Annotated in this window: 9 protein-coding genes and 8 pseudogenes; 8 read left to right on the top strand and 9 right to left on the bottom strand. The window is 72.6% G+C overall.

What is annotated here, in order from left to right:
* Window positions 1-24: 24 nt before the first annotated feature.
* Window positions 25-501: pseudogene (locus tag BJF83_RS15730) on the bottom strand (MarR family winged helix-turn-helix transcriptional regulator); the annotation flags it as partial.
* A 556-nt stretch (window positions 502-1,057) separates the two neighbouring features.
* Window positions 1,058-2,605: an aldehyde dehydrogenase family protein gene (locus BJF83_RS15725; protein WP_075926881.1), complete on the bottom strand. Its 1,548-nt coding sequence runs from the start codon at window positions 2,603-2,605 to the stop codon at window positions 1,058-1,060.
* A gap of 226 nt (window positions 2,606-2,831) precedes the next feature.
* Between BJF83_RS15725 and BJF83_RS15720 the strand changes: the two genes are divergently transcribed.
* Together BJF83_RS15720 and BJF83_RS15715 are read left to right on the top strand one after the other, a co-directional pair.
* Complete coding sequence (locus tag BJF83_RS15720; protein WP_075926880.1) at window positions 2,832-3,896, top strand: pyroglutamyl peptidase; 1,065 nt, start codon at window positions 2,832-2,834, stop codon at window positions 3,894-3,896.
* 254 nt (window positions 3,897-4,150) lie between these two features.
* Window positions 4,151-5,701: a polysaccharide deacetylase family protein gene (locus tag BJF83_RS15715; RefSeq protein ID WP_075926879.1), complete on the top strand. Its 1,551-nt coding sequence runs from the start codon at window positions 4,151-4,153 to the stop codon at window positions 5,699-5,701.
* An 18-nt stretch (window positions 5,702-5,719) separates the two neighbouring features.
* Here the strand turns inward: BJF83_RS15715 and BJF83_RS15710 are convergent.
* Window positions 5,720-7,131 (bottom strand): annotated as a pseudogene (locus BJF83_RS15710) (aldehyde dehydrogenase family protein).
* Window positions 7,132-7,193: 62 nt separating this feature from the next.
* Here BJF83_RS15710 and BJF83_RS15705 point away from each other — a divergent pair.
* Window positions 7,194-7,816, top strand: a pseudogene (locus BJF83_RS15705) (TetR/AcrR family transcriptional regulator).
* A gap of 130 nt (window positions 7,817-7,946) precedes the next feature.
* Here the strand turns inward: BJF83_RS15705 and BJF83_RS15700 are convergent.
* Window positions 7,947-10,310, bottom strand: a complete 2,364-nt coding sequence (locus BJF83_RS15700) for an FGLLP motif-containing membrane protein (protein ID WP_143831904.1) — start codon at window positions 10,308-10,310, stop codon at window positions 7,947-7,949.
* 539 nt (window positions 10,311-10,849) lie between these two features.
* Here BJF83_RS15700 and BJF83_RS15690 point away from each other — a divergent pair.
* The 5 genes and pseudogenes from BJF83_RS15690 to BJF83_RS15670 all read left to right on the top strand — a co-directional run bounded on the left by BJF83_RS15690 (window position 10,850) and on the right by BJF83_RS15670 (window position 15,938).
* On the top strand, window positions 10,850-12,337 hold the full coding sequence (locus BJF83_RS15690; RefSeq protein WP_075926876.1) for an alanine racemase: 1,488 nt from the start codon (window positions 10,850-10,852) through the stop codon (window positions 12,335-12,337).
* Window positions 12,280-13,164: pseudogene (locus BJF83_RS29315) on the top strand (PLP-dependent cysteine synthase family protein); the annotation flags it as partial. The gene BJF83_RS15690 and the pseudogene BJF83_RS29315, both read left to right, overlap by 58 nt.
* 701 nt (window positions 13,165-13,865) lie before the next feature.
* Window positions 13,866-14,840: an aminotransferase class V-fold PLP-dependent enzyme gene (locus BJF83_RS15680; protein WP_262391580.1), complete on the top strand. Its 975-nt coding sequence runs from the start codon at window positions 13,866-13,868 to the stop codon at window positions 14,838-14,840.
* A gap of 49 nt (window positions 14,841-14,889) precedes the next feature.
* Window positions 14,890-15,339 (top strand): carboxymuconolactone decarboxylase family protein, encoded by a 450-nt coding sequence (locus BJF83_RS15675; protein WP_075926875.1) that lies wholly within the window; start codon window positions 14,890-14,892, stop codon window positions 15,337-15,339.
* A 173-nt stretch (window positions 15,340-15,512) separates the two neighbouring features.
* On the top strand, window positions 15,513-15,938 hold the full coding sequence (locus tag BJF83_RS15670) for a VOC family protein (RefSeq protein WP_075926893.1): 426 nt from the start codon (window positions 15,513-15,515) through the stop codon (window positions 15,936-15,938).
* Between the two features lie 139 nt (window positions 15,939-16,077).
* Here the strand turns inward: BJF83_RS15670 and BJF83_RS15665 are convergent, their stop codons facing one another.
* From BJF83_RS15665 to BJF83_RS15645, 5 genes and pseudogenes are all read right to left on the bottom strand, one after another.
* Window positions 16,078-16,398 (bottom strand): ASCH domain-containing protein, encoded by a 321-nt coding sequence (locus BJF83_RS15665; RefSeq protein ID WP_075926874.1) that lies wholly within the window; start codon window positions 16,396-16,398, stop codon window positions 16,078-16,080.
* Window positions 16,399-16,574: 176 nt separating this feature from the next.
* Window positions 16,575-17,788, bottom strand: a pseudogene (fahA, locus tag BJF83_RS15660) (fumarylacetoacetase).
* A 24-nt stretch (window positions 17,789-17,812) separates the two neighbouring features.
* Window positions 17,813-18,663: pseudogene (locus BJF83_RS15655) on the bottom strand (hypothetical protein).
* Window positions 18,660-19,864, bottom strand: a pseudogene (locus BJF83_RS15650) (homogentisate 1,2-dioxygenase). Before BJF83_RS15650 ends, BJF83_RS15655 begins: the two co-directional pseudogenes overlap by 4 nt.
* A gap of 45 nt (window positions 19,865-19,909) precedes the next feature.
* Window positions 19,910-20,268 (bottom strand): annotated as a pseudogene (locus BJF83_RS15645) (pentachlorophenol monooxygenase); the annotation flags it as partial.

Genomic DNA, 20,268 nt, shown 5'->3' with positions numbered 1-20,268 from the left:
TGGGAATGTCGGTGGCGGTGCTCGGTCACGCGGGGGATGGGGCGGGCGTCCGCTGGTGGCGGTCTCCACGGAACGGGTGATCCGGTCGAGGATCCCCTATCACCTCGTGCGCCCGGTCCTCGGGCATGTCGACGGCGCCCAGCAGGCGGTCCGGGATGTCCCGGACCCGTGCGCGCAGTCGGGTTCCCTCCTCGGTCGCCGTGGCCTCGATGACGCGTTCGTCGGCGGCGCCGCGCTCCCTGGTGAGGAGCCCGGCACCCTCAAGGCGACGCAGCAGTGGGGAGAGCGTGCCCGAGTCAAGGCGCAGTGCCTGACTCAACTCCTTGACGCTCAGCGTCCCGCGTTCCCAGAGCACGAGCATGACCAGGTGCTGCGGACAGTGAGCCCCAGGTCGTCCAGGAGTTCGCGGTACAGCCTGGTCAGGGCGCGGGAGGCCGCGTACAGGGAGAAGCACAGCTGGTTGTCCAGCGCGAGGGGGTGGCCCCCACCGGTGTCGACCATGGTTCCCCACCCCTTACGCGGGTGGCACGTCCATCGAACGGCTTCACCGTAGCAGAGGTCAGTTGTGCACAATATTGGTTCTGCGCAACCTTCTCACGTCGCCGTGGGTCGCCGACCGGGCAGAGCCCGGACGACGGCCCCCGCACGTGGGCGCGGCGACCCGAGAGACCTGTGACACCCGTCCCGACGGACACCGGTAGGAGGGCCGGTGTGGATCCCGACGACCCCACCCCGCGCCAGCAGGCCCCGGCGAGCGACACGGCGCGACCGCGCACGACACCCGCTCCCGGAGCGCCGGCGCTGGTGGGCGCGCCCACCGCGGACCGGCGGTGTCGCCCCGCCTCAGGCGTGTCGGGTACGGGGAACGAGGCCCGCCGGTCCGGCCACCGAACCACGGTGTGCGGTGGCCGCTCACCCGAGGCGCACCGTCCCCGAACGGCTCGCGGGGGTCCGCCTGGCGGCCCCCCGGAATCCCCGGCCTCGCACGGGCCTCCCAGGGCGTACGCCGCGGACGCAAACCCCGAATGCGCGACGGGCAGCAGCCACGGCACACGCTTCAGAGGAAGCGCACCCCCTGGGCCAGCGGAAGCTCGCCGCCGTAGTTGACGGTGTTGGTCGCCCGGCGCATGTACGCCTTCCAGGAGTCGGAGCCCGACTCGCGCCCGCCGCCGGTGTCCTTCTCACCGCCGAACGCACCGCCGATCTCCGCTCCGGAGGTGCCGATGTTGACGTTGACGATGCCGCAGTCCGACCCCGCCGAGGAGAGGAACCGCTCGGCCTCAGCCTGGTCCTGGGTGAAGATCGCAGACGACAGCCCCTGCGGCACGCCGTTGTGCAGCTCCACCGCCTCGTCCAGAGTGCGGTAGGTCAGCACGTACAGGATCGGCGCGAAGGTCTCCTCCCGCACGATCTCGGTCTGACCGGGCATCCGCACCACGGCGGGCTCCACGTAGTAGGCGTCCGCCCCGGACTCCTCCAGACGGCGGCCGCCGCCGACCAGCACGTCGCCGCCGTCGGCCCTGGCCTGGTCCAACGCCTTGACCATCCCCGAGTATCCGCGCTCGCCGATCAGCGGGCCGACGAGGGTCGCCTCCTCGAACGGGTCGCCGATCCGCTCGCGCAGCTGCTTGTAGGCGTCCACGATGCGGTCGGTGACCTGGTCCGCCACGTCCTCGTGCACGATCATGCGGCGCAGCGAGGTACAGCGCTGTCCCGCCGTCCCGGCGGCGGCGAACACGCTGCCGCGCACCACGATGTCGAGGTCGGCCGTGCGGGCGACCACCGCCGCGTTGTTTCCGCCCAACTCCAGCAGACACCGGCCCATCCGCGCGGCGACCCGCGGGCCGACCGTCCGGCCCATCGCGACCGAGCCGGTGGCCGACAGCAGCGCCACGCGAGCGTCGTCGACCAGGGCCTCACCGACGTCACGGCCCCCCAGCACCACCGAGTGGACGTCCGAGGGCGCGCCGACGTCGGCGGCGGCGCGCATGAGCAGGGCGTGGCAGCCCAGCGCGGTCAGCGGGGTCAGGTCCGAGGGCTTCCACACCACCGTGTTCCCGCAGACCAGGGCCACGCACGTGTTCCACGCCCACACCGCGACGGGGAAGTTGAACGCAGTGATCACTCCGACGACGCCCAGCGGGTGCCAGGTCTCCATGAGACGGTGCCCCGGTCGCTCGGAGGGCATCGTGCGCCCGTAGAGCTGCCGGGACATCCCCACGGCGAGGTCGCAGATGTCGATCATCTCCTGGACCTCGCCGAGCGCCTCGGAGGTGATCTTGCCCGCCTCGATCGTCACCAACTCGGCCAGATCGGCCTTGTGCTCGCGCAGCAGCTCGCCGAACCGGTGGACGAGCTTCCCGCGCTCGGGAGCGGGCGTGTCCCGCCAGGCGGCGGTGAAGCACTCCTTGACGGCGCCGACGGCCCGTCCGGCGGAGGCGGGCGTGTCGAACTCCACGGGGAACAGGACCTGGCCCGTGATGGGCGTCCTCGCCACCCCGGCCGCGCCGATCGGCTCGCGCAGGCGGTCGACTCCGCACCGCTCCAACGCGGTCCGCGCGCGCTCGGCGAGGACGTCGGTGTCGGGGAGGGCAGCAGTAGGCATGTGTTTCTCTCTCCGTTGAGAGGGACGGGCTGTCGGTTCACACACTGCCAAGTCCGGGGCCGGTGGTCCACCCCTGATGGCGAGGTTGTGGACGAAGGCGACCGCGCCCGCCCCCGGATCGGGCCCCGGACGGCTCCGGGTCCGTCCCCGACCGCGGGACCGGTGGCGTTACACTCGTCCGGCCCGTCCCATCGGCGTTTCGCTCCCCCGACCCAGGCAGGGAACCGTGCAGCACGACACCACCCCCGAAGAGGCCCGAGCCGGACTCCCCGAGCCGCGGCGGATCCTGGCCCGCTCCGGGTTCGACGCCGCGGACCCCCTGTTCGCGGCCGACCTGGCGGACAGCACCGACGTCGACCAGGTCCGGGAGGCGGTCGCCGCGCACGCATCCCGCCTGTGGACCGAGGCGACGCGGCCCGAGGCCGGGGACACCGACGACCGCCCCCTGTACTGGGCCCGCCTGGTGCTCTCCGCCCGGCTGCGCGCCTGGCGGCCGGCGTTCGCGCTCACGGACGACCAGCGCGCCGACCTGCTGCGGCTGCTGGAGTGGGAGTCGCGAGGCTTCGCCGACATCGACTTCCCTCCGGGCGAGCGGTGGCTCCGGCTCGTGGTGACCGGCTTCGACCCCTTCCGCCTGGACGAGCACGTCACGTGCTCCAATCCGTCCGGGGCCGCGGCTCTGGACCTGCACGGATGGACCTTCCCGGTCGGCGAACGCACCGCCGTGGTGCGCTCCGCGATCTTTCCCGTGCGCTGGTCGGACTTCGACGAGGGCGTGGTGGAGCGGGCCCTGGGCCACCACCACACCTCCGCCGACGCCGTGATCACCTTGAGCAGGGGGCGGCCCGAACGGTTCGACCTTGAGGTCTGGAACGGCGTGTGGCGCGGCGGCGGCACGGACAACCTCGGACGCACGAGCACGGGGCGCGCGCCGGTGCCGGGGCCGCGGGTCCCGGAGTGGACACGCTCGTCCCTGCCGTGCGAACGGATCGCGGCCACGGTGCCGGGACGGTATCCGGTTGTGGCCAACACCGAGGTGGTCGAGGTTCCGGCGGGGTCGGGCGAGGAGGTCCGGCGTCCGCAGGGCCCCACCGAGGGGTCGGCCGCCCGCGCGGGCGGCGGAGGCGACTACCTCTCCAACGAGATCGCCTACCGCAACACCCTGCTGCGCGACCGGTCGGGCCGCTCCATCCCGGCGGGGCACGTCCACCTGCCCCGGACGACGGCCCCGGACGAGCACGCCGAGGTGCTGGCGCAGGTCCGGGAGATCGTGGCCGCCGCCGTCGGCTGAACCCGGGCCCCGGCGCCCCCAGGAAGGGCTCCGTACCCGCCTCCGTGAGGCGGCGCGTAGCCACCGGCGCCGTGGCCGTGGTTCATGGATGCCCTTCCTTGGCTCTGGGGGGTACCAACGGGGGTGTCCACCCGGTCCGCCCCGGAGCGGACTCCGCCAATTCGTGACACTCCGTGCGGTTCACGTCGCGCTTCGCCCGTTTCGGGTGGTCATTTCGATAGGGTCCCCACGTGTGTGACACCCTGTTGCGACGAATGCTCTCCGCCGGTGCGGCGCTGGGGCTGCTGTTGGTGCCCGGCTGCCACGTCGGCGGGCACGCGCCGCCCCACGCCGAGGCGATCGGCGTCCCGGTCGAAGCGGTGCCGGGACTCGCCGTCGGGGAGCACACGGTCGAGACCGAGCACAGCGTGGTCGGCTACCGCTATCCACTGCTGGGCGCGGGACACCCGCTCAGCGAGGAGGTGCGCACCGCCATGGCCGCCCGGCAGACCGCCTTCCTCCAGGAGTTGTCCGGGAGCGGGCGCCCCGAACTGCGGCAGGACGTGTCCGTGGTCGCGGCCTCGACCGAGGTCGTCGGAGCGCGGCTGACCGCCCTGTCGACGGCGGGCATGCGGGAGACCAGGGAGTCCTCCACACTGTGGTTCGACGCCGACAGCGGACGGGTCCTGCCCTGGACGGCGCTCTTCCGCGACGAGGCGGCCGTCGAACGCGCGCACGTCCACCTGGCCGAGGTGCTCCAGGAGCACTACCACCTGCCCCTGGCGGAACTGCCCGGGGTGATCGGCGAGGCCGCCGCGCGTGCGCGCGAGGAGGTCGAGGCCACCGACGCCGGGTCCGAGGACGGGTCGGAGTCCACCGACACGGCGGGAGCCGCGGGTGCGGGAGCGCGTGCCGAGGCGGCCGAGGGGGCGCGCGGCGGTCTGCTCGACGTCGATCGCGCGCGGGAGGTCGCCGAGGCGTGGGAGGGCTCCCCGTTGGAGGACGTGGCGTTCAGCACCGGCGGAGGTCTGGCCGTGCGCATGGACCCCACGCAGGTGCCGGGGTCGGGCGGTGTCGCGGAGGTGGTACTGCCGATCGAGCCCGAGGCCGCCGAGGAGGTCCTGTCCGAGCTGGGTTTCCGTGCCCGGGAGGCGGCGCTGTCCGGACCCGACCCCGACGTGCCCCTGGGTGATGGCTCCGCCGACGAGCGCGACACCCTGGACTGCCAGCGGCTCAAGTGTGTGGCGCTGACCTTCGACGACGGGCCCGGCGAACACACCGACGCCCTGATGGACACCCTCGACGAGTACGACGCCAAGGCGACGTTCTACGTGCTGGGCTCCCTGGTCGACGAGTTCCCCGAGGCCGTGCGGCGGATGGCCTCGGAGGGGCACGAACTGGGCAACCACACGTGGGACCACGACGACCTGAGCGGGAAGTCCGCGGAGTCGATCGAGTCGGACATGGCGCGGACCAACAGGGCGGTGCGCGAGGTGACCGGTTCGGACCCGCCCTCGATGCGGCCGCCGTACGGGTCGCTGAACGGGACCGTGCGCAAGAACGTGGGCCTGCCGATCATCCTCTGGGACGTGGACACCATGGACTGGCGCAGCCGCGACACCGACGAGGTGGCCGGGTACGCGATCGAGCACAGCACGTCCGGCAGCGTGGTGCTGTTCCACGACATCCACGCATCGTCGGTGCGGGCGATCCCGGACGTCTTGGCGGAGCTGCACCGGCAGGGGTTCCACTTCGTGTCGGTCACCGAGCTGTTCGACGGCACGCTGGAGCCGGGCGACGTGTACACCGACGCCCGGCACGAGTGAGGCGACCGTCCGGTCCGCTCAGAGCATGCGGCGCAGGATCCGCTCCTTGAGGTCGGTGACGGGCGCGTACACGACCCGCATGGTGTCCATGAACAGGGACTTGTCGAGCACCGACTTGGTGTGCGAGAAGGTGTCGACGGAGGCCGCCCCGTGGTAGGCGCCCATACCGCTCTCGCCGACGCCGCCGAAGGGAAGGTCCGGCACGACCAGGTGGGCGACCGGCAGCCCGAAGGCCAGCCCTCCGGAGGAGGTCTGGGTGGTCAGGCGGCGCTTGGTCTCCTCGGAGTCGGTGAACGCGTACAGGGCCAGGGGCTTGTCGCGCTCGTTGACGAAGGCGATGGCGGCGTCCAGGTCGGGGACGCGGATGACGGGCAGGATCGGACCGAAGATCTCCTCGGCCATGACGGGTGTGTCGGCGGTGACGCCGCCGAGGACGGTCGGCGCAATGTACAGGGTGTCGCGGTCGTGCTCACCCCCGGCGACGGCGGTGCCGGAGTCGAGCAGTGCGGTGATCCGGTCGAAGTGGCGTTCGTTGACGATCCGGCCGTAGTCGGGACTGGTGCGGGGGTCGTCGCCGAACATCTCGGTGATGGCGGCGGCGAGTTCGCGTTCGAGTTCGTCGGCCGCGTCGCCGATGGCCAGGACGTAGTCGGGGGCCACGCAGGTCTGTCCGGCGTTGGTGTACTTGCCCCAGGCCAGACGGCGGGCGGTGGTGGCCAGGTCGACGCCGGGTTCGACGATGGCGGGGCTCTTGCCGCCCAGTTCCAGGGTGACCGGGGTCAGGTGCTTGACGGCGGCCGCCATGACGATGCGGCCGACGGCGCGTTACCGGTGTAGAAGATGTGGTCGAAGTGCTGTTCGAGCAGCGCGGTGCTCTCGGGGACACCGCCCTCGACGACCGCGATCGCCTCGGTGTCCAGATGGCGGGGCAGCAGTTCGGCCAGGGCGGCTGAGGTGGCGGGCGCGAGTTCGCTGGGCTTGAGCAGGGCGGTGTTCCCGGCTGCGATGGCGCCGACCAGGGGAGCCAGGGACAGGTTCACCGGGTAGTTCCAGGGCGCGATGATCAGGACGGTGCCCAGGGGTTCGCGCACGCGGCGCGCCTTGGCGGGTGCCAGGGCCATCGGCGCCGGGACGCGCTGGGGACGCAGCCAGGACGCGAGGTGCTTGAGGGTGTGGTCGATCTCCTTGACCACGAACCCGATCTCGGTGGTGTGCGTCTCGATCGGGCTCTTTCCCAGGTCGGCCTGGAGCGCACGCTCCAGGGTGGCGCGCTCCTCGACGAGCAGACGGCGCAGGGCGCGCAGTTGCTCTCGGCGCCAGGAGACGGGCTTGGTGCGACCGTCGGCGAAGGCGGCGCGCAGTCGGTCGACGATCCCCGGGATCGCGGCGATGTCGGTCAGAGGTTCACGGTGGGCTTGTGTGTCAACCATGGACAGATACTAAACGGCACTGTTTCGTTTTTCCAACGGGTCGACTCACATAGGATTCCGGCATGACCACAGACCATCTGCCCGGAGCGTCCGGCGCCTCCGCACGGGGGCGGCCGCGGGACGCCGCCCGGGACCGTGCGCTGATGGACGCCACCCTCGCCGAGCTCCGGCAGCACGGGTACAGCGGCCTGACCACGGCCGCGGTCGCCAAACGCGCCGGAGTGTCCACGGCCACGCTGTACCGACGCTGGCAGTCGAAGGAACACCTGGTGGTGGGAGCCACCCAGGCCTGGGCCGAGGACCTGGGGCCGGACCATGACACGGGAAGCCTGCGCTCGGACCTGAGCCGGCTGCTGCACGACAAGGCCCAAGCGCTCGACGGCCCCTCGGGGTGGCTGCTGCGCGCGGTCGTGGGCGAGGCCGCGCACAACCAGGCGCTGGCGGACGTGCTGTTCGACGCGTACGTGCTGCCGTTGCGCAACCGGGTGGAGGCGCTGCTGGAACGGGCCGCCTCGCGCGGAGAGATCGCGCCGGTGCGGGACCCCCTGGTCATCGGGGAGATGGTGATCGGTCCGATGCTCACGCACACGTTCCTCATCCCGCACGTGCCCGGCGCGACCCGGGCGCGGACATGGCCGACCGCCTCCTGCCGTACCTGCTGCGCGCCCTGGCGCGGCGGGGTTAACCCCCTCCCCGCCCCCGTGCGGTCAGCTCACCTCGGCCGCCGGTCGGCCCACGGCGACGTCGACCGCGCCACGCCCGGGGGCCGCGCCGAACGCCTCTCCGGCCGTTCCGTGCCAGGCCCCGGCGACCCGTCAGTCCTGTCGGGAACGTTCCTCCGTGCGGACGGCGTCATCGGGTGCCGGATCCGTGGCGGTCGGTGCGGCGACCTCGACGGGGCCGGTTGCGAGGTCACCGTCGCCGTCCGCGGAGGGGCCGGTGATCCGAGGCTCGTCCGGTTCACCGGTCGTGTCCCGGTGGGCCTCTGACGGCCGTTCCTCGTCGGACTCGTCCTCCTCGGTCCCCGCGGGGTCGGCTCGGTCCGTGTCTGGCGAGCCGGACCCGGGCTCAGGGGGCGTCGGCTCGGGATCGGCGGGCGCCGGCTCCGTCTGGCCGTCCGCGGGGGCGGCCCCGTCCGTGTTCGTGGGGGGCTCGTCCGTCTCCTGCGAAGGCGTCGGCGCCACCGGGTCCGCCTCGACGGGATCGGGCCGCGTGGCCGGTCCGGGATCGGCCACGGCCGCCTCCGCGGACGTCGACGCGCCCACCGCGACGGGCTGGGCCCGGTCGGCTGGGGCACGGCGGGCGCGCCAGACGAAGAAGGCCCAGACGGCCAGGGACAGGACTGCGAACCCGACGAAGAGCGCGGCCGTGGACAGGAGGGACTCGGGCGCGGTCTTGCCCGCCACCTGGTCCGGGTGCATGTGGAGCAGGTAGACGAAGACGAACAGGCCCGGAGCGAAGGCCAGCGCCCACCGCGCCCGGCCCCAGCGCCAGAGTCGGTGGCCGTCCAGGAACCGCATCGGAAGGAGCCCGAAGACGACGGTCTGGACGCCCAGCACGGTGGTGGTGAACAGCGCCTTCTCCATGAGCAGGACTCCGAGGGGCGCGCCGCCGTCCTCGACGACCGCGCTGAGGGAGTTCCAGAACAGGTAGCACACGATGCTGAGGGCGAGGACGCTGAAGGCGCCCAGGCGGGTGGCGCGGCCCTCGTGCTCCCGGACGAAACCGTCCCGCTCGGCCTCGGGCAGGTCCACTCTCGCGGCGCGGTCGGCGACGGCGGCGAACCCCGCGATGAGGCCGTAGAAGTACCCGGGCTCGAAGTTCGCCGCGGCGGAGGCCGCCGAGCACACGACGACGATGACCAGTCCGGCGGGAAGGACCTCGAAGCGCCCCGGAACCTGGGACCACGCCCAGTCGCGGGCGTTGACCACCCACGCGTAGACGACGGTGACGGCGAACACGGCGATCAGGAGGGCGAGGAAGTCCAGCAGCGGCCTCGCCTCGGGGTCGGGGTTCCAGTTGAGCAGCACCGGCAGGGCCGCCGACAGGATCCAGAAGACGACGAAGGCCGTTCCCGCGGTCGGGGTGAGCAGGGCGCGGCGCTCGCCGCGGCGGCCGGTCACGAAGGCACGGAGGCGGTGCCACCAGCCGCGGATGCGCCCCTGGTTGCCCTCGATCGACTTGTTGAAGACGTCGGAGGGAAAACCGACGAGCAGCCACACGACGCCGATCGCGGCAGTGGTGACGGCGAGCGCGATGAGGAGGGTGACGGGGTCCGTGCGCAGGTCCTCCAGCCGGGGGACGCCGTCACCGTCGCCCTCGACCTCGGCGGCCGGTGGGGGCTCGGCGGCGGGAGCGGGTGCGGCGTACCCGTTGATGACGGGCACGGTGACCTCCCAGTAGGCCGGGTCGTCGTAGCTCAGGGTCAGCAGGCGCAGACCCGGTTCCGCGTCCTGCGGGAACACGACCCGCGCGTCCTCGTCCGTCCCCGTGACCGTCGCGGGCTCCCCGTCCAGGTCCGCCCGCACCTGCGCGATGTCCAGGTCGCTGTAGGGGTGCCCAACCGGCCCGTCGGCGGGCAGCTCGGCGAGGCTGAGCGGCACGCGCCCGTTCTCCACGACCGGACCGAAGTCGACCGCGGTGGGGAAGTCCAGGCCGAAGGGGAGAACGTCCGAGGGCGGGGGGATGACGTACGAACCCTCGCCGACCGGAACCCACGAGTCCTCGGTCGTCAGGCACTCGACCGTGATCGTGACCGTCTCCCCCCAGGGGGCGTCGAGGGCGCCCTCGAACTCGATGACGAGGTCGTCGGGGTCGGCGTAGTACACGGTCGGTTCCGGCACCGGAACGACTTCGAGCCCTTCTCCGAGGGCCACCGCGCCGTCCAGACGCACCCCCCTGCTCCCGTCCGCAGAGGGGCCTTCCTCCCCCTCGGGAAGGGCGCAGGCCGGAGCGTCGCGAACCACGACGGTCTTGACGAGCGACGAGGTCGGCGCCCACAGCAGGTGCTCGTGCACGGTCACCTCCCGAGCCGCGTGCCCGGGCTCGGGAGTCTCCTGGAGTTCGGGGTCCGGCGTGAACTGGTCGACGAAGGGATCGGCGGGCCCGGACGGGTCGGCTTCGGTCGCGGAGGCCGGGGCTCCGACCGGACCGAGGGCGAGCAGGGCTGCGGCGAGCACGGCTGGGAGGCGTCGTGTGGGGAGCCTGCGCGCCGCGTGGGCGGGGCACGCTCGCGCGTGGTGATCGTCCGCGGTCGTGGTCCGGCTGTTGGGGGAAGAGGCCATGGGGGATCTCCCAACCGTGTCCGATGACGGGAAGGAGCCTCATTATGACCAGGTCACCGGGGTTTCACAGGCGTTTGGCCACACTCGGACACCGTTCGCGCCCGTACCCCCCGCGAGCGCGGGTCCGCCGGTCAGGCGCTCGCGGCCCGAATCGCGGCGCGGCGGGCTCCGCCCGGACGGCTGCCCCCGTCCGGGTGAGCGGCGCGATCGGAGCCGACCGTTCCGAGTCCACTCCTCGCCGGGCCGCCCCGCCTTCGGCACTGTGACCCTGGTCATAGTTTGTGCGGGTCGCAGTGCCGTCTTCCTCGGCAGACCCCTCCAGCGGCCGCACCACGCAGCGTGGAGCGGCGATCGTGCGCGGGTAAGGCACACGGCAACTGGAAAGGAGTCGGAAGGACTGTCGAGAGTGTTCCGCTCTGGGGAGGAAGAGCCGGGTGGACGAGGCCCCCCTGTACCTGCGACCGCGGCTGGAACCCCCGCTGGCGCCCCTTCTGGGCTCGTCCGATCTCCTCCACACCCTGGCCGACGCGCTCGGCTCCCCCCTGGACGTCCTGTTGCCCGACCGGATCGCGGACAACGCCGAGCGCTTCGCCGACGTCCGCCGCGCCCACCGGTTGGGCGGACGCGAGTTCTTCGCGCACAAGGCCAACCGCTCCAGCGCCCTGGTCCGGCGGCTGGCGGCGACTCGCGCGGGCGTCGACGTGGCCTCGATCGGCGAACTGCGGCACGTGCTCGGCGCCGGGTTCACCGGTGACCGGATCGTCGCCTCCGGGCCCAAGGACAGCGACTTCCTGTGGCTGGCGGCGCTGACGGGGGCCACCGTCCACATCGACGGCCCCGCGGAGCTGGACACACTCGCGCGCCTGGTCCGCGACCACCGGTTGACGCCGGTACGCGTCCTGGTCCGGCTGTCCGGGTTCACCGCGCCGGGGGTGGCCATCAGGTCGCGCGAGAGCCGGTTCGGGGTCCCCGCCTCCGCGCTGGACGGTGTGCTGGACGACCTGGAACGGCACCGCGACGCGATCGAGCCCGTCGGCGCCGCCTACCACCTGGACACCGTCAGCCTCGACGAGAAGGCCGTCGCGCTCGAAGGCTGTCTGCACGCGATGCACGCCCTGCGCGCCCGGGGATTCCAGCCCCGGATCGTCGACGTCGGCGGCGGGTTCGGGGTGGGCTACGTCCAGGACCGCGACGGGTGGGACCGCTACACCACCGAGCTGACCCGGGCCGTCCTGGGCGAGCGACCACCGCTGACCTGGGGCGGTCACGGTTACGGCCTGCGCGCCGAGGGCGGCGCCGTGCGCGGTTCGCTCGGTCTGTACCCCGCCTATCGCCCGGACGCGGGCCCCGCCTACCTGGACGCCCTGCTGTCGCGGACCGCTCCGACCCTGGGCCGCGGTCTGGGCGCCCTGCTGCTGGAGAGCCTCTACGACCTGTACGTCGAGCCCGGCCGAGCTTTGCTCGACCAGTGCGGACTCACCCTGGCGCGCGTGCTGGAGACCCGTCGCACGCGGGCGGGCGAACCCATGCTTCGGCTCGCCGCCAAGGCCACCGACATCGGGTTGGAGGACCACGGCGTGCTCGTCGACCCCGTGCTGTTGGACCGCGGGGGCCCCGATCCGGGTCCCGGCGGTCCCGGCGCCGGGGCGACGGGGCCCGCGGGGGTGTTCCTCACCGGGAGCCTGTGTCTGGAGAGCGACCTCATCACCCGCCGCAGGGTCTTCCTCCCCCGCCACCCCCGGCCCGGCGACCTGCTGGCCTTCGCCAACACCGCGGGCTACTGCATGGACTTCGCCGCCACACACGCCCAGCGCCAGCCCCCGGCGCGCAAGGTCGCCGTCGACGGGGAGCCGGGACGCTGGCGGTGGACCCTGGACGAGCACTACTCCCCCGTCGCGCGTCCGGAAGGAAGGTCGGTGTGAGGTACGACAGCATCGTCGACGCCATCGGCGACACCCCGCTCGTGCGCGTCGACCCGGCCGTACACGGTCTGCGCAACATCGACCTGTACGCGAAGCTGGAGATGCTCAACCCGTTCGGGTCGGTCAAGGACCGGGCGGCGTGGAACATGGCGCGGCCGGGGCTGGCGAAGGCCCGGGGGGCGGGCGCGACGGTCGTGGAGCTGTCCAGCGGCAACACGGCCAAGGCGCTGGCGGCCATCGCGGGCATGCACGGGTTGCCGTTCCGAAGCGTGACCAACCGGATGCGGGTGCCGGAGATCAAGGACCTTCTCCTGTTGCTGGGCGCGCAGATCGAGGAGCTGCCGGGGCGCACCGAGTGCCTGGACCCGACGCTGACCGACGACCCGCTCACCCTCATCCACCAGGAGCTGTCCGCGCCCGGCGGCACCCACCTGCACACCGACCAGTACTTCAACCCCCGCAACGCCGACGCGCACGCGACGGGGACGGGGCCGGAGATCGTCGCCGACCTGGGCGGGCGCGCACCGGAGTTCTTCGTGGCGTGCGTGGGCACCGCGGGCTCCTCCACGGGGGTGGCGCGGGTGCTGCGTGAGCACGACCCGGGGACGCGCGTGGTCGGGCTGGTCGGGGCCAAGTCGGACTTCATCCCGGGCATCCGGACCATCGACGAGGTGCACGAGGTGGGGCTGTTCGATCCGGGGGTCTACGACACGATCGAGGACGTCAGCGCCGGGGACGCGGTCGAGGGGATGCTGACGCTGGTGCGCCGGTGCGGGATCCTGGCCGGTCCGACGGGTGGCGCGGCCTATTTCGGGGCCGTGCGCCACCTGCGGGAGGTCGACGCGACGCTGACCTGCCGTGCGAGCGCCGTCTTCATCGTGTGCGACCGGTGCGAGAGCTACCTCAGCTATGTGCGGCGACTGCGCCCGGACCTGTTCCGCCGGCCGCCCGAGACCAACTCGGTGGCGAGCCTGACCGAGGGAGAGGTGCTCGCCGCGCCGGCGCTGGAGGTCGACGCGGCCCGCGGCTGGATCGCGCAGGAGCGACCGCTCGTCGTCGACCTGCGCAGCCCGTTCGCCTACGCGGCGCTGCACATCGAGGGCTCGATGAACATCGTGGACGAACTGTTCGACGAGATGCTGCGCGGCGGGCTGCCGTTCAGCACCCGTCAGCCCGTCCTGCTGGCGTGTCCGGTCGCGAGCGGTCGGCGCGCTACGCCGCCCTGCTCGCCCGGATGGGCCACACCGACGCGCGCAGCCTGGCGGGCGGGATCATCGCCTGGCGCGACGCCGGCGCCCCGCTGGTGCGTGACTGACGTGGATCGGGTGTGGGAGGAGCTCGGAGACTGGCAGCGGTCCCTGCGCGCGCAGTTCCCGATCATCACCGGCCACCCGGACCTGGCCTACCTTGACAGCGCCGCCACCTCACAGAAGCCGCGCGCCGTGCTGGACGCGGTCCAGGAGTACCTGCGACCGGCAACGCCAACGCCGGACGCGGCACCTACCCCTGGGCGAACGCGACGACGGCGATGGTGGAGCGCACCCGTGATCGGGTCAAGGCGTTCCTCGGCGATCCGGAGCCCTCGCGATCCTCCGTCGACTTCGTCAGCGGGACGACCGAGGGGCTGCGCGGGGTCGCCCTCGACTGGCTGACCGGGCTGTTGGAGGACGGGGACGAGATCGTCGTGCCGTTCGCCGACCACCAGGCCAACCTGTCGCCGTGGCTGGAGGCGCGCGAGGCGCTGGCCAGGCGCGGGATCAGGGTGCGGGTGCTGGAGATGCCCCGGCAGGCCGGGTCGGGCGACTACGACACCGACGCCCTGGCGGCGCTGGTCGGGCCCCGGACGCGGTTCGTGGCGCTCACCCACGTGCACCACGTGTACGGGGGCGACATGAACGTCCAGCGGGTGCGCGAGGCGGTCGGTCCGGACGCGGTGATCTGTCTGGACGCGGCGCAGAGCGTGGGCCACCTGCCGGTGTCGGTGGCCGATCTCGACGTCGACTTCGTCGTCTTCTCCGGGCACAAGACCATGGCGCTGCCCGGGATCGGAGCGGTGTGGTCGCGGCAGGCCCGGGGGCCGCGCTTCGCCCCCGGCGGGTGGGACGGCACGCCGAACACGGTGGGGATCGCCAGTCTGGCGGCGGCGCTGGACTGGTTGGACGGGGCCGGTGTGGCGCGGATCGACCGCTGGTGCGCGGGGCTGGCGGCGCGGCTGACCGAGGCGTTGGGGGCACTGCCCGCCTTCGAGGTGCTGGGGTGCCAGTTGAGTCTGGCCGACGACTCCCCTGTGCGGCGGCGCTCGTCGATCGTCGCGTTCCGGCACGAGCGGATCGACTCGGGTGACCTGGGGTTCATCCTGTACAGCCACGGGTTCATGGTCCGGTCGGACGGCCACTGCCAGGCGGGCGCTGAGCCGAGGGACGGTTCGGTGCGGGTGAGTCTGCACGTGTACAACACGCTTGAGGAGGTCGACGCGCTGGTGGCGGTCCTCCGGGAATGGTGAACATGGAAACCACTCCCAGAAAGTCACCCAACGCGCTACCCTCTCGACCATGAGTGACCTCACATGCGAACCCCGTATGGAGCCGCGCCAGGTGGCTCCGCAGCTGAACACGGCCCTGGCCGCCCTGCTCGACAAGGCGGTGGGCTTCCTGGACCCCTTGCTGACCGAACTCGTCCTGGTCCGGGCCGCCCAGCTCACCGGCAACGCCCACGGCGTCGACCAGCACACGCAGATCGCCGCGGGCAAGGGTGAGAGCGACCGCCGCCTGCACGCGGTCACCGTGTGGCGGCAGACCGACCTGTTCACCCCCAAGGAGCGGGCGGCGCTGGATCTTGTCGAGGCCATGACGGTGACCGGGCGCGGACCCGTGCCCGACCGGGTGTGGGAGGAGGCCAGGACGCGGTTCAGCGAGGGCGAGCTGGCGCACCTGCTGTTCTCGATCGCGTCGGCCAACGCGGTGAACCAGGTGGACGTGGCGGTGAGCCGTCGACCCGAGTGATCCGGACCCCGAACCTCCACGAGGCCGCCCCGGCCCCCGGTCCGGGGCGGCCGGCGCCCGAACCGCTCGGCGGGCTCCACGACCGCCGCACGGCTCACGCGGTGGACGCACACGCTTCCTGCGCCCGATCGTCGGACCTCAGCCCTAGGCTCTGGGGCATGACGATTCAGCGGATGGACCATGTCGGCGTCGTCGTCGACGACCTCGGAGCCGCCATCGCCTTCTTCACCGAACTCGGCATGGGCCTTGAGGGGGAGGCGCCGGTCGGGGGACGGTGGGTGGACCAGGTCGTCGGGCTCGACGGCGTCCGAGCCGACATCGCGATGATGCGGACCCCGGACGGCCACGGCCGGGTCGAGCTGACGAAGTTCCACACGCCGACGGCGATCAGCGCCGCCCCGGAGAACGCGCCGCCGAACACGCTGGGCATCCGTCGCATCATGTTCGCCGTCGACGACATCGACGACGTCCTGGCCCGCCTGCGCGCCCGCGGCGCCGAACTCCTCGGCGAGGTGGCGCGGTACGAGGACAGCTACCGGCTCTGTTACGTCCGCGGCCCCGAGGGCGTCATCGTCGCCCTGGCTCAGCAGCTCGCGTGACGGCACCGGGCAGGATCCTGCCGGTGATCCCGTCGTCGTGCCCAGGTCGACGGACCCGGTCACCGCAGCGGCCCGCTTCACATGACAGCACCGCCGCTTCCGAGCGCTCCAGAGGCGAGGGGCTTTTCACCGTCTCCTGCTACACCTCGACCAGCTCGATCCCGATCGCGACCACGCCCAGGGCTTCACGCTCAGGCGGGTAGATCTCCCGGATGTTGCGCAGCTGGTCGGTTTTCGAGGCGGTCGGGTTGACTGACGAGACCGGCTCGTGCTCGAACATCTCGTCGAAGTCGGCATACCGCGCAATCCGCGTGATCCTCGTGAGCACTTCTTCATCACGGCACTTGAACCGGAGAAGATCCCCTTCCTTCAACCGCTTGCGCGACGAGTCGTTGACTCTGATCTCGGTCGTCTTCGCGCCCGAGGCGATCAGATCGAAGTAGCGCTTGTAGATGCCCATCTCGTGCGCGCGGGGGCGCTGGAGGAAGGCGTCGCGTCGAAGGGGCGGGGGTTCTGAGTGTCCGAGGGAGTACTCATCCTTCTCAGGCTAGGGGCGCGGGGGCCGGGCTGCCAGTCCCTGTCTGTCAGCGGCCCCGCGCACGTCCGCCCGGGGTGCGCGGGGCCGCCGCCCGTGCGTCAGCGCGCGGGCAGGATCCGGCCGGCGACCTCACCGAAGTGCACCCGGCTCCCGTCCGGGCCGGGCGCGGTCGCGGTGATGACCACCTCGTCCCCGTCCTCCAGGAACGTCCGCTCGGTCCCGTCCGGCAGCCGCAGCGGCTCCTCGCCGCTCCAGGTCAGCTCCAGCAGGCACCCGCGCTGGTCGCGCTCGGGACCGCTGACCGTTCCGGAGGCGTACACGTCGCCGGTCCGCAGCGACGCCCCGTTGACGGTCATGTGCGCGAGCTGCTGCGCGGCCGTCCAGTACATCGTGGCGAACGGCGGACGCGAGACCACGTGCCCGTTGATCCGCACCTCCAGGTCCAGGTCCAGCCCCCACGCTGGCCGCCGCGCAGGTAGGGCAGCGGTTCGGGGTCCTGGGCGGGCTGCTCGACGCGGGCCGACTCCAGCGCGGCCAGCGGCACGATCCACGGGGAGATCGAGGTGGCGAAGGACTTGCCCAGGAACGGCCCCAGCGGTACGTACTCCCAGGCCTGGAGGTCGCGCGAGGACCAGTCGTTCAGCAGGAACACCCCGAACACGTGGTCGGCGAAGTCGTCCACTCCGACCCGCTCGCCCATGGGGCTGGGCGTCCCGACGACGAACCCCACCTCGGCCTCGATGTCCAGGCGTGCGGAGGGCCCGAAGAGGGGCGCGGGTTCGTTGGGGGGCTTGCGCTGGCCGGTGGGGCGCACGATGTCGGTCCCCGAGACCACGACGGTGCCGGACCGGCCGTGGTACCCGATGGGCAGGTGCTTCCAGTTGGGGGTGAGGGGCTTCTGGTCGGGGCGGAACATCCGACCGACGTTGCTCGCGTGGTGCTCCGAGGCGTAGAAGTCCACGTAGTCGGCGACCGTGAACGGCAGGTGCAGGAGTGCCCGGGACCGGTCGACGAGATGCGGGCGGATCGCGTCGGCGTGGGCGGGATCGGTGAACCACGTGGTCAGGGCGGAGCGCACCGCGTCCCAGACGGGTCTCCCGGCGGCCAGGAGGGCGTCGAGGTTCGACTGGGCGACGGTGTCGGCGAAGGGCGCGCCCAGGGCGCGGGCGGCGGCGCCGAGGTCCAGGACGTGGTCACCGATCGCCACGCCCGTACGCGGCGCGGGGTCGGCGTCGGTGCTGAACACCCCGTAGGGCAGGGTCGCCGGGCCGAACGGCGCCTCCGGGTCCAGGTCGAGCCAGGTGTCGGGCATCATCGCTGCTTTCTGTGGTGGCGGTCAGTGCGGCCGGGCCCCGGGGGCGAGGGCGCCGAGGGCGACCAGGTCCTCCAGGGGTTCCACGACGCCGCACGTGCCGAAGGAGAGGAACCTCGCGCGGACGGCCTCGGCCCGGTCGGGGGTCAGCCGGGCGGTGGCGTCGGCCAGGGCGGCGCCGTCGCGGTCGGACAGGATCCCGGCCAGGTCGTCGGTTCCGGCGCGTCGAGGGCCGCGGCGGTGGCGACGAGCAGATTGAGGAAGCCGTGCTGTTCGAAGCCCTCGGCGGTGGTGTGGCGGACGGCGTGGTGCAGTCCGGCGGTGCACTTGAACGGAAGGTCGCGGGAGACGGCGGCGGCCGTGAACGCGGCGAGTTCGGCCTCGTCGGGGTGGGCCTCGGGGGTGAGCCCGCCGGTGCGGAACTTGGCGCTGAGGCCGGTGCCGGCCAGGGCGTCCAGATCGGCGCGCACGTCCCCCTGCCGGGAGACCTCCACGAACCCGGACACTCCCGGCGGCGAGTGGCGGGTGAGACCCGCGGCGACGGCCGCGGCGGCGCCGGGCGCCGCGGCGGCCTCTATTCCGACCAGCCGCAGCGCGGGGTCGGCGAGCACGGACTCCACGGCGGCGCCGATGCCCTCGGGGCCGCCGGGGACGGTGACCGCGACCTCCAGGGGCCCTGGCGGGTCCTGCTCCCGGGCCAGGACGGCGCGCAGTTCGGCCACGCGGCCGTCGGCGACCAGGAACGGGCCGACGTGGTCGCCGCGCCACCCCGAGCGGTACTCGCGGTGGGCGGGAACGGCCTCGCCCATGGGCGCGTCGCCGGGCGGGAAGAGCGCGGCGTCGTCGAAGAGGCGGCGGTAGAGGGGATGGCTCACCGGTCCCTCCTCCCTCCGGCCCAGGTCCACGCGTAGCCGCCGTCGTCGCTGGCCAGGCCGCCCTCGCCCAGGTCGAGCGGGCGGAAGGTGTCGACCATGACTGCGAGCTCGTCGAAGTAGTGCACGCCGACGCTGCGCTCGTAGGCGCCGGGCTGCGGTCCGTGCGAGTGGCCGCCGGGGTGCAGGGAGATCGACCCCTGGCCGATCCCGGAGCCCTTGCGGGCCTCGTAGTCGCCCCCGCAGTAGAACATGACCTCGTCGGAGTCCACGTTGGAGTGGTAGTAGGGCACGGGGATGGACTCGGGGTGGTAGTCCACCTTGCGGGGCACGAAGTTGCAGATGACGAAGTTGTGCCCCTCGAACACCTGGTGGACGGGCGGCGGCTGGTGGACGCGGCCGGTGATCGGCTGGAAGTCGTCGATGTTGAACACGTACGGGTACAGGCACCCGTCCCAGCCCACGACGTCGAAGGGGTGGGCGGGGTAGGTGTAGCGGGTGCCGGAGATACCGCCGGGGCCGTCGCCGCGGTGCTTGATGAGCACGTCCACGTTCTCGCCGTCGGCGAGCAGGGGCTCGGAGGGCCCGCGCAGGTCGCGTTCGCAGTAGGGCGCGTGTTCGAGGAACTGCCCGTAGCGCGACAGGTAGCGCTTGGGCGGCGCGATGTGGCTGTTGGCCTCCACGACGTAGGCGCGCAGCGGATCGTCGCCGGTGGGCACCCAGCGGTGGGTGGTGGCGCGCGGCAGGATGACGTAGTCGCCGCGGCCGACGTCGAGGGCGCCGAAGACGGTCTCCACGCGGGCCTGGCCGGACTCGACGTAGACGCACTCGTCGCCGATGCCGTTGCGGTACAGCTGCGAGGGCGCCCCGGCGAGACGTAGGAGATGCGCACGTCGTCGTTGCCCAGGACCAGGCGGCGCGACTCGACGACGTCGGCGGCCTTGCAGTCCTGGTCGGCGAAGAGCGCGTGCAGCCTCAGGTGGCGGGGCACCATGGGCGCGTTGCGGGTGCGGGTCAGGTCGGGCGGCTCCCACTCGGCGGCGTCGACGATCGCCGAGGGGATCGCGCGGTGGTACAGGAGCGAGGAGTCGCTGGAGAAGCCCTCCTCCCCCATCAGCTCCTCGTAATGGAGGCCGCCGTCGGGGTTGCGGTGCTGGGTGTGGCGGGTGCGGGGCACCTCGCCCACCTTCCGGTAGTGGGCCATGCGGTGATCTCCTTACCGTGGTCGTCGAGCCGTGGTTGTTCGGGATCAGCGGGTCGTGGTGGTCTGCGGGTGGCGCGTGGGCGGGGCGGGGCGGTCGGGGGCGAGTCCGAGGGCGGTGCGCACCGCCGTGTGGACGGCGTCCGGGTCCGGTCCGGAGACCACGGCGGCCACGTGGGCGTCGGGCCGCACGATCCACACCTGTCCGGGATCCGGGTCCAGGGCGCGGGTGAGGGCACCGGTGGTGTCGACGTCGGCCAGGTACAGGGCGGCGGTCGGGGCGGGGCAGGCCCCTCGGCTGCGGCGCGCACCCGGTCGAGGAGGACGTCGGGGTCCTCGCCCTCGGGGGCGGGACCGAGCAGGGAGGGTGATCTGCTCGCGCAGCAGGATCCGTACGCGGACGGGCT

The sequence above is a fragment of the Nocardiopsis sp. CNR-923 genome, from assembly GCF_001942255.1.
In the GTDB taxonomy this organism is placed as follows: domain Bacteria; phylum Actinomycetota; class Actinomycetes; order Streptosporangiales; family Streptosporangiaceae; genus Nocardiopsis.
Note: the sequence above shows the minus strand (reverse complement) of the source record. Positions and strands in the feature narration are given on the sequence as shown.